At 65.2% G+C, this 7,410-nt stretch carries 9 protein-coding genes; 6 read left to right on the forward strand and 3 right to left on the reverse strand.

The genetic code is table 11. The features are described from left to right. The first annotated feature begins 2 nt into the window (after positions 1-2). Genes ACP15I_RS12975 through trpB form a run of 3 tightly spaced genes read left to right on the forward strand, consistent with a single transcriptional unit; the run spans position 3 to position 2,413 of the window. Complete coding sequence (locus ACP15I_RS12975) at positions 3-716, forward strand: phosphoribosylanthranilate isomerase (protein ID WP_424975418.1); 714 nt, start codon at positions 3-5, stop codon at positions 714-716. Further along, entirely contained in the window at positions 713-1,168 is a 456-nt protein-coding gene (locus tag ACP15I_RS12980) for a GNAT family N-acetyltransferase (protein WP_424975419.1), read from the forward strand. The genes ACP15I_RS12975 and ACP15I_RS12980 overlap by 4 nt, the downstream gene beginning before the upstream one ends. Positions 1,169-1,180: 12 nt before the next feature. Further along, entirely contained in the window at positions 1,181-2,413 is a 1,233-nt protein-coding gene (trpB, locus tag ACP15I_RS12985; protein ID WP_424968543.1) for a tryptophan synthase subunit beta, read from the forward strand. 35 nt (positions 2,414-2,448) lie between these two features. Here the strand turns inward: trpB and ACP15I_RS12990 are convergent, their stop codons facing one another. After that, positions 2,449-2,850 carry a DUF2237 family protein gene (locus tag ACP15I_RS12990; RefSeq protein ID WP_424968544.1) on the reverse strand — a complete coding sequence of 134 codons (402 nt, stop codon included), beginning with the start codon at positions 2,848-2,850 and terminating at the stop codon, positions 2,449-2,451. 64 nt (positions 2,851-2,914) lie between these two features. Next, positions 2,915-3,661 carry an aminoacyl-tRNA hydrolase gene (pth, locus tag ACP15I_RS12995; protein ID WP_424975420.1) on the reverse strand — a complete coding sequence of 249 codons (747 nt, stop codon included), beginning with the start codon at positions 3,659-3,661 and terminating at the stop codon, positions 2,915-2,917. Between the two features lie 132 nt (positions 3,662-3,793). On the opposite strand from pth, the gene ACP15I_RS13000 reads away from it, so the two are divergent. The 3 genes from ACP15I_RS13000 to ACP15I_RS13010 all read left to right on the forward strand — a co-directional run bounded on the left by ACP15I_RS13000 (position 3,794) and on the right by ACP15I_RS13010 (position 6,434). Continuing rightward, positions 3,794-4,966: an alpha-hydroxy acid oxidase gene (locus tag ACP15I_RS13000; RefSeq protein ID WP_424975421.1), complete on the forward strand. Its 1,173-nt coding sequence runs from the start codon at positions 3,794-3,796 to the stop codon at positions 4,964-4,966. A gap of 51 nt (positions 4,967-5,017) precedes the next feature. Beyond that, on the forward strand, positions 5,018-5,641 hold the full coding sequence (locus ACP15I_RS13005) for a sulfotransferase family 2 domain-containing protein (protein ID WP_424975422.1): 624 nt from the start codon (positions 5,018-5,020) through the stop codon (positions 5,639-5,641). Positions 5,642-5,798: 157 nt separating this feature from the next. Beyond that, positions 5,799-6,434 carry a 50S ribosomal protein L25/general stress protein Ctc gene (locus ACP15I_RS13010; protein ID WP_424968548.1) on the forward strand — a complete coding sequence of 212 codons (636 nt, stop codon included), beginning with the start codon at positions 5,799-5,801 and terminating at the stop codon, positions 6,432-6,434. Positions 6,435-6,724: 290 nt separating this feature from the next. On the opposite strand, the gene ACP15I_RS13015 is transcribed toward ACP15I_RS13010, so the two are convergent. Further along, positions 6,725-7,192 carry a hypothetical protein gene (locus ACP15I_RS13015; protein ID WP_424974124.1) on the reverse strand — a complete coding sequence of 156 codons (468 nt, stop codon included), beginning with the start codon at positions 7,190-7,192 and terminating at the stop codon, positions 6,725-6,727. Between the last annotated feature and the right edge of the window lie 218 nt (positions 7,193-7,410).

Below are 7,410 nucleotides of genomic sequence, written 5' to 3' on the forward strand. Positions count from 1 at the left end.
CCATGCCAGTTCTGATCGATCCCTCTCCGCGCTCCGGCGCGGGGTCCAGCGCCCATGCGGGACAGGTGCAGGTGAAGATCTGCGGCCTGCGGAGCGCTGCGGATCTGGCCGCCGTGGCCGAGGCCGGGGCGCGCTATGCGGGGTTTGTGTTTTTCGAGAAATCTCCGCGTCACCTATCCTTGGAGGCGGCCCGCGCCCTCGCGGCTGAGGCGCCCCTGGGCCTCGCCAAAGTGGCCCTGGTGGTCGATGCCGATGATGCGGTGCTCGATGCGCTGACCGAAACGGTACCTCTCGACATCCTGCAACTTCACGGCCGCGAGACGCCCGCGCGCGTGGCCGAGATCCGGGCCCGCTATGGCCTGCCGGTGATGAAGGCCGTGGGGATCGCCGATGCTGAGGATCTGCCTGCGCTGGCCGATTACGAGGCTGTGGCGGACCAGATCCTCGTGGATGCCAAGCCGCCCCGCAACGCCGATCTGCCCGGCGGGAATGGGGTGAGTTTCGACTGGCGGCTGATCGCCGGGCGCAGCTGGCGCAAGCCCTGGATGCTGGCGGGCGGTCTGACCCCTGACAACGTGGCCGAAGCGATCCGCTTGACCGGCGCGCCCCAGGTCGATGTCAGCTCCGGCGTCGAGAGCGCCCCGGGCTTCAAGGACCCTGATCGGATTGCGGGGTTCGTGGCCGCGGCCCAGGCGGGTCCCGTTCCCGAGCTATGAGCGCCGGTCTGAGCTTCCGCCCGGCGAGGCAGGCGGATATCGCCGACATTCTGGCGCTGCTGCGCGATGATTTTCGCGGCCAAGGGCGCGAGGGCGGCGACATGGCCGCCTATGACGCGGCTTTTGCCCGGATGCAGTCCGGGCCGGATGCCCACCTGATCGTGGGGGAGCGGGACGGGCGCGTCATGGCCACCTACCACATGCATGTGATGTACGGCCTGTCCCGTGCGGGCACCACCCGGGCGCAGATCGAAGCGGTTCGTGTGTCGGCCGATCTGCGCGGGCAGGGGGCGGGCAAGGCCCTGATGGCGGATGCCGAGGCCCGGGCCCGGGCCGCGGGCGCAACCCTGATGCAGCTCACCTCGGACAAGGCCCGGGACGGGGCGCATCAGTTTTACGTGTCGCTTGGCTTTACCCCCTCGCATATAGGCTTTAAGCGAGAGCTGTCCTAAGGGGAGTGACCAATGCCTGACGACCTGATCAATTCCTTCATGACCGGCCCCGATGAGAATGGCCGGTTCGGCGATTTCGGCGGGCGTTTCGTGTCCGAGACCCTGATGCCGCTCATCCTCGAGCTGGAGCGTCAATACGAGTACGCCAAGACCGATCAGAGCTTCTGGGACGAGATGCATGATCTCTGGACCCACTATGTGGGCCGCCCCAGCCCGCTCTATTACGCCGAGCGTCTGACCGAGCGTCTGGGCGGGGCGAAGATCTACCTCAAGCGGGACGAGCTCAATCACACGGGCGCGCACAAGATCAACAATGTGCTCGGCCAGATCATCCTCGCCCGCCGCATGGGCAAGAGCCGGATCATCGCCGAGACCGGCGCGGGCCAGCACGGGGTGGCGACCGCCACGGTCTGTGCCAAGTTCGGGCTGAAATGCGTGGTCTATATGGGGGCCCATGACGTGGAGCGTCAGGCCCCCAACGTGTTCCGCATGAAGCTGCTGGGCGCCGAAGTGGTGCCGGTGACCTCCGGGCGCGGCACGCTGAAGGACGCGATGAATGACGCGCTGCGCGACTGGGTGACCAATGTGCGCGACACCTTCTATTGCATCGGCACGGTGGCCGGGCCGCACCCGTATCCGGCCATGGTCCGCGATTTTCAGGCGATCATTGGCAAGGAAGCCCGCGAGCAGATGCTCGCCGCCGAGGGGCGTCTGCCCGACACCCTGATCGCGGCGATCGGCGGGGGCTCGAACGCCATGGGGCTGTTCTATCCGTTCCTCGACGACAAGGATGTGGGGATCATCGGGGTCGAGGCTGGCGGCAAGGGCGTCAACGAGAAGATGGAGCATTGCGCCTCCCTGACCGGCGGGCGTCCCGGGGTGCTGCATGGCAACCGGACATATCTTTTGCAGGATGGCGATGGCCAGATCCTCGAAGGGTTCTCGATTTCGGCCGGTCTCGACTATCCGGGCATCGGGCCCGAGCACGCTTGGCTCCATGATATCGGTCGGGCGAAGTATGTCTCGATCACCGATGCCGAGGCGCTGCAGGCCTTCCAGCTGAGCTGCGAGACCGAGGGCATCATCCCCGCGCTGGAGCCGTCCCACGCGCTGGCACATGTGGCCAAGATCGCGCCGGAGCTGCCCAAGGATCACCTGATCTGCATGAACATGTGCGGACGGGGCGACAAGGATATTTTCACCGTGGCCAAGGCCCTTGGCGTGGATATGTCCGGCGCTCTCTGAGCCAAACGCATCGCGATTTCAAAGCCCGGCGTTGGTCACTCCGCGTCGGGCTTTTGCGTGGAATCCACCGCGTGTTCGGCCAGCACATCCAGTGTCACCGCCTCCAGCGCGCGGGCATGGGTGGATTCCAGCCGGACCTTGGGGGCGCAGCCTTCTTCATGGGCCTGCTGGAACCGTCCGGCGCAAAGACACCATTGGTCCCCGGGTTTGAGACCCGGGAACATGAATTCCGGCCGCGGGGTCGACAGGTCATTGCCGACATATTTCGAAAAGGCCAGGAACTCCGCCGTCATCACGGCGCAGACCGTGTGATTGCCATGATCCATTCCGGATGTGTCGCAACAGCCATTGCGGAAAAACCCGGTCAGAGGCTCCTCGGAGCAAGACTGCAAGGGTCCGCCCAGGACATTCACCGATTCGGCACGCTCATAATTCATCACTCGCCCTCCGTCGCCGCAGTGTAACGCCCGCCCGAGGGTCGGCAAGCCTGCCGGGCCCGGCCTAGCGGAACTTGTCCGCGAGCTTTTGCAGGGCCGTCCGCGTATCGGGCGCGGGGTCGGGCTCCGGCGTGGGGGCAGGGGGCTTGGCGGCTGCTGCGGGTTTGGCGGCGGTGGGTTTGGCAGCAGTGGGCTTGGCCGTCCCGCCGCCGGGCTTGCCCTGTCCGCTCCCCGACGAGCGCGGCGGGGCCGTGCGCAGGGCCACCGCATTCATGAACTTGCCCGCATCCCCCGCAGCCAGCTCTGCAGCGCCATCCCCGATCCCGCGCAACAGGTCATCGAGCCACTCGGCCTCGGCCTTGGCGAAATCGCTCAGCACATAGCCGGAGACCCGGTCCTTATGTCCCGGATGCCCGATCCCGAGGCGGACGCGCTGATAGTCCGCACCGATATGGCTGTGGATCGAGCGCAGCCCGTTATGGCCCGCATGCCCGCCGCCGGTCTTCACCCGGCACTTGCCCGGCGCGAGGTCGAGCTCGTCGTGAAAGACGGTGACATCGCCGGTCTCCAGTTTGAAGAACCGCATGGCCTCACCCACGGATTGGCCGGAGCGGTTCATGAAGGTCTCGGGCTTGAGCAGCACCACCTTGGTGGAGCCGAATTTGCCCTCGCTGAGCTGTCCCTGAAACTTCGACCGCCAGGGCGCAAAGCCGTGATCCGCCGCGATCTGGTCCAGCGCCATGAAGCCGATATTGTGGCGGTTGCCGCTATATTTCGCGCCGGGATTGCCCAGCCCCACGAACAGTTTCATCGCGCTCTCCGTCTCTCTTGCGGGCCTGTCTAGCGCCTGTATCGGACAAAGGGGAGTCCATCCAAAGAGTCGCATTGCATTGAACGGGCCAGATTGGTAACAAAGATTTACCAATACAGAGGGAAGAGATGAATGGCGGTGATCACCGAGATCGAGGATCTGCGAAAGATCTACAAGCGGCGCGTGCCCAAGATGTTCTACGATTACGCCGAAAGCGGCAGCTGGACCGAGCAAACCTTCCGCGAGAACAGCTCTGACTTCGATCTGATCAAGCTGCGCCAGCGCATCGCCATGGATATGGACAACCGGTCTACAAAAACGACCATGGTCGGGCAGGAGGTCGCCATGCCCGTTGCCCTCGCGCCTGTGGGGCTCACCGGGATGCAGCATGCCGATGGCGAGATCAAGGCCGCCAAGGCCGCCGAGAAATTTGGGGTGCCCTATACGCTTTCGACCATGTCGATCTGCTCGATCGAGGATGTGGCCGCGCATACCTCTGCGCCCTTCTGGTTTCAGGTCTACACCCTCAAGGATGATGACTTCATGAAGCGGCTCTTTGATCGCGCCAAGGAGGCCAAGTGCTCCGCCCTCGTGATCACAGTCGATCTGCAGCTTCTGGGCCAACGTCACCGGGACCTGAAGAACGGGCTCTCGGCCCCGCCCAAGCTGACCCCGGCCTCGGTTGCCAACATGATGACGAAGATCCCCTGGGGGCTCGAGATGCTGGGCACCAAGCGGCGGTTCTTCGGCAATATTGTCGGCCACGCCAAGGGTGTGACGGACCCGAGCTCGCTGAGCTCCTGGACCGCCGAGGCGTTTGACCAGTCGCTGGATTGGGAGCGGATCAAGCAGTTCCGCAGCTGGTGGGACGGCCCCGTGATCCTCAAGGGCATTCTCGACCCCGAAGACGCCAAAATGGCGCTGAATGTGGGGGCGGATGCGATTGTCTGTTCGAACCACGGCGGGCGGCAGCTGGACGGCGCGCTCAGCTCGATCCGGATGCTGCCGCAGATCATGGATGCGGTGGGCGACAAGATCGAGGTTCATCTCGACAGCGGGATCCGTTCCGGCCAGGACGTGCTCAAGGCCGTGGCACTCGGCGCGAAGGGCACCATGATCGGGCGCGCCTATACCTATGGCCTCGGGGCCATGGGCGAGGCGGGCGTGACCAAGGCGCTGGAGGTGATCCACAAGGAGCTGGATCTGTCCATGGGCCTCTGCGGTTGCCAGAGTGTCGAGGATCTCGATCCGTCCAACCTGCTGATCCCCGAGGATTTTGCCACCCGCTGGCAGGCCAGCGTGTGAATTGACATTCCGCCCCGCTCCCCCGCACTCTGCGCGGGAACGGAGGCGGCGATGCTGGTCTTTCACAACCACGGGCTCGTGGTGTTTTCCATTCCGAAAACCGGCAGCACGGCGCTCGAGGCCGCGCTGCTGCCCCATGCCTCGCTCGCTGTGCAGGCCCCGCCGGAACATCGCCATATGAACCGCCAGGTCTTTGCCGCCCAATGGGAGGAGATGCTGACGCGCCGCTATGACCGTCGCTTTGACGGGGTGGCGCTGGTGCGCGAGCCCGTGGCGCGCCTGCGCAGCTGGTATCGCTATCGCGGGACGGCGGCTTTTGCGGGCACACCGCTCTCGACCCAAGGGATCAGTTTCGACGATTTCATCGCGGCGAGCCTGACAGAGACCCCGCCGCCCTATGCAAGGATCGGGGCGCAGGACCGCTTTGTCGCCAAGCCCGGGGGCGGGATCGGCATCACCCATCTGTTCGATTACGCGCAGATGGATCTGGCCCGGGACTGGCTGAGCGCGGCCCTCGGGCGCGATCTGGAACTGCCGCGCCGGAACGTCTCTCCAAAGCGGGCCGCGCCCCTCTCGGCGGAGTTGCGGGCGCGACTCGAAACCGCCCGCGCGGCGGAGTTCGCGCTCCATGCGCAGGTCTCCGGGGCGGGTCATCTGGTCACGCCTCAGGGCTGAACCCGCGCCAACCCGTCAGATGGGCCAAAAAACCGCGCTTTGCCCTGATTTATCTGCCTCTGCCCCCTTCCACCCATGGCGCGATTGTCCTATGAGCGCGGTCTGTTGGGCATACACCCTTGGAGGATGCCCGTTTTTGCAATGTTAGGAGAATGCAATGGCTGGAGAGATTCCGGATCTTGTCGCCGAGCCGCGTTCGGGGACCGGCAAGGGGGCCGCCCGTCAAGCGCGTCGCGACGGGTATGTCCCGGGCGTGGTCTATGGAGGCGGGGCTGAGCCTGTCGCCATCCAGATCAAGTTCAACGAGCTTCTGCGCCGCCTGAAGGCGGGCCGCTTCATGTCCACCCTGTTCAACCTGCAGGTTGAAGGCCAGGAAGACGTGCGCGTGATCTGCCGCGGTGTGCAGCGTGACGTGGTGAAAGACCTTCCCACCCATCTCGACCTGATGCGTCTGCGTCGGACCTCGAAGGTGAACCTGTTCATCCCTGTGGATTTCGTGAACGAGGGCGCTGCCCCCGGCATCAAGCGCGGCGGTGTTCTGACTGTTGTGCGCCCGGAAGTGGAACTGGTTGTGACCGCGGGCGATATCCCCGAGAGCATCACCGTCGACCTCACCGGGCTCGACATCGGTGACACCGTCACGATCAGCTCTGTCAGCCTGCCCGACGGGGCCAAGCCGACCATCGACCGGGATTTCGTGATTGCGAACATCCAGGCACCGTCCGGCCTGCGCTCCTCTGATGGCGCGGAAGACGATGAAGGTGAAGAGGGCGAGGCGGAAGCCGAAGCCTGATCCATCATCTTGCCGCCGCGCAAGCGATAAGCCGCGCTCCGAGGGATCGGAGCGCGGCTTTTTCGTGTGGGTGCGAGGGCGAAACGACCGGCCCCCTGGACTTCGGGGGACCGGTCTTTCGCGACGCACCTTGGGATTTTGTCCGTTTCAGGGGGAGGCTGTCGGGGACGGGGTGCGGTGTCGCGTGGGGCGGCCGGTTGGGAGGGTCCCGGGCGCCGGGATGGGTCTGGGGGGAGGGAAACGCCCGCCCGGCGGGAGGAGGCCGGGCGGGGTTTGGGGGATGTTAAGGATTACTCGTTAGACGAACCCTTGGCGCCTTTGATCGCGGCCAGCTCGGCGAAGCTGTAGTCGTTTGCGTCCAGCCCGAGGGAGGCTGCGAGCTGTGCGCTTGCGCCGGTCACGCCCACGGATTGGGTCGAGACGACTGCGCCGCGCTCGGCCACGTTATAGCCGGTGTCGGTGTCGAAGCTGCCCTTGATGGCGGCCAGTTCGCCGAAGCTGTAGTCATTGGTGTCCAGGCCCAAGGTCGCGGCCAGCTGTGCATGGGCCGGGGAGATGCCGACCGACTGGGTCGAGACCACGTCGCCGCGGGGCGGGATGTTGTAGCCATTGTCGGTGTCGAAGGAGCCTTTGATCGCGGCCAGTTCGGAGAAGCTGTAAGCGCCGGGCTCGACGCCGAGCTGACGCTCGAGCTGGGAGGAGGCGAAGGCCGGAGCGGTCAGGGCGATCACGAGGGCGGATGTCAGAGCGAGTTTCATTTCAGTAGTCCTTTCAGTGTGTTACGCGGCCTGAATGTGCGTTGCGAGCCGCGGTGTTGTGTGTGTCGGCGGTGTGTGTCGCTGCCGATGAGTTGGATTTGGGGCGGTTGGGCCGGGAATGAAATGGCGATGATGAGAGAGGCTGTTGCGCGCTGACGCACATCACGCTCGCGCGATCAGGCCTTCTGCGCGGGGCGCCGGTGCCTGTCGGGAAAACG

The sequence above is a fragment of the Dinoroseobacter sp. S124A genome, from assembly GCF_049801015.1.
Taxonomy (GTDB): domain Bacteria; phylum Pseudomonadota; class Alphaproteobacteria; order Rhodobacterales; family Rhodobacteraceae; genus Dinoroseobacter.

Coding starts and splice junctions, on each gene's coding strand:
- ACP15I_RS12975 (WP_424975418.1), top strand. CDS start 3: ATGCCAGTTCTGATCGATCCCTCTCCGCGCTCCGGCGCGGGGTCCAGC.
- ACP15I_RS12980 (WP_424975419.1), top strand. CDS start 713: ATGAGCGCCGGTCTGAGCTTCCGCCCGGCGAGGCAGGCGGATATCGCC.
- trpB (WP_424968543.1), top strand. CDS start 1,181: ATGCCTGACGACCTGATCAATTCCTTCATGACCGGCCCCGATGAGAAT.
- ACP15I_RS12990 (WP_424968544.1), bottom strand. CDS start 2,850: ATGAATTATGAGCGTGCCGAATCGGTGAATGTCCTGGGCGGACCCTTG.
- pth (WP_424975420.1), bottom strand. CDS start 3,661: ATGAAACTGTTCGTGGGGCTGGGCAATCCCGGCGCGAAATATAGCGGC.
- ACP15I_RS13000 (WP_424975421.1), top strand. CDS start 3,794: ATGGCGGTGATCACCGAGATCGAGGATCTGCGAAAGATCTACAAGCGG.
- ACP15I_RS13005 (WP_424975422.1), top strand. CDS start 5,018: ATGCTGGTCTTTCACAACCACGGGCTCGTGGTGTTTTCCATTCCGAAA.
- ACP15I_RS13010 (WP_424968548.1), top strand. CDS start 5,799: ATGGCTGGAGAGATTCCGGATCTTGTCGCCGAGCCGCGTTCGGGGACC.
- ACP15I_RS13015 (WP_424974124.1), bottom strand. CDS start 7,192: ATGAAACTCGCTCTGACATCCGCCCTCGTGATCGCCCTGACCGCTCCG.